Origin of the sequence: Pseudoflavonifractor sp. 60 (assembly GCF_009911645.1) — a bacterium.
Classification (GTDB): Bacteria; Bacillota; Clostridia; order Oscillospirales; family Oscillospiraceae; genus Lawsonibacter.
On the sequence record NZ_QWKI01000328.1, the window covers coordinates 1 to 953 of the forward strand.

Below are 953 nucleotides of genomic sequence, written 5' to 3' on the forward strand. Positions count from 1 at the left end.
TGCCATCTTCAAGAACGTGGACGCCGACTGTGACGACGGGAAGGGTATGGTAACGCACACAAAGTTTACTATGTCACAGGAAGAAATTGATCTCGTCAAGGATAAACTCCAATCATTCGAGGAGTATATGAACGATGTTGGCGTGATGCGTGCCCATATGCACCTTGTGGAGATCGATACACCGGTCACAGAATTGGAAGAATCTGAACTTGGGTCATACCTTGGTCCGAAACAGGCGGCCCCCCTTCTGGAGGCTAATGGGGTTGATCTGGATTACTATGACCATGTGTCCTGTTTTATTAGCTTGAATGTTTCTACGGAATATGGGGCAATAACCAACACTTCCGGTTTTGAGAATGATACCGGGCATTCATGTCACAACCTCAGAAATATAGAGTTTGCCCAGTATGATCATAAGCCAAGTTTTCCGGGAACCGCGTGTGTCCATGAATTTCTTCATTTTTTGGAGCAAATGAGCAAAAAATGGGGCGAAGAGTTTGATTTTCATGCCATTGGGGACAAGCTTTATACGGAAGGGGAGTACATTTGGAGGGAGTGCTATACAGATATCATCCTGAATCAGGTTAACAGTGACGCTGGGCTGGGAACGGGTGTGGCCCCCGCCGTCTGGCAGTATTCGCCCCATGTGCTGCGGACGATGACGGAATTGAATGTACCATCCAGCGTTACCAGCGTAGGGAACTTCCAACATTATACGGGTCTGACCAGCGTGACCTTTTCGTCGGGCAATGCCAGCATTGAGGATAGAGCCTTTTGGGGTCTGAACGCATTGACCAGAGTGACCATTCCCGCCAGTATGACCAACATCGGATACGCCTCCTTTTGGGATACCGGTGTGACGGATGTGTATTATGCCGGCACGGAGGAGCAGTGGAAGGCAATCCAAATAGGCGAATACAACGAGACGCTGACCCGTGCCAATATCCACTACA

1 protein-coding gene is annotated in these 953 nt (G+C 49.0%); it reads left to right on the plus strand.

Translation table 11 applies throughout. From position 1 onward, the window contains the following. Nucleotides 1-127: 127 nt before the first annotated feature. A partial coding sequence (locus D1646_RS22205) for a leucine-rich repeat protein (RefSeq protein ID WP_160638503.1) occupies nt 128-953 on the plus strand: 826 nt, incomplete at its 3' end.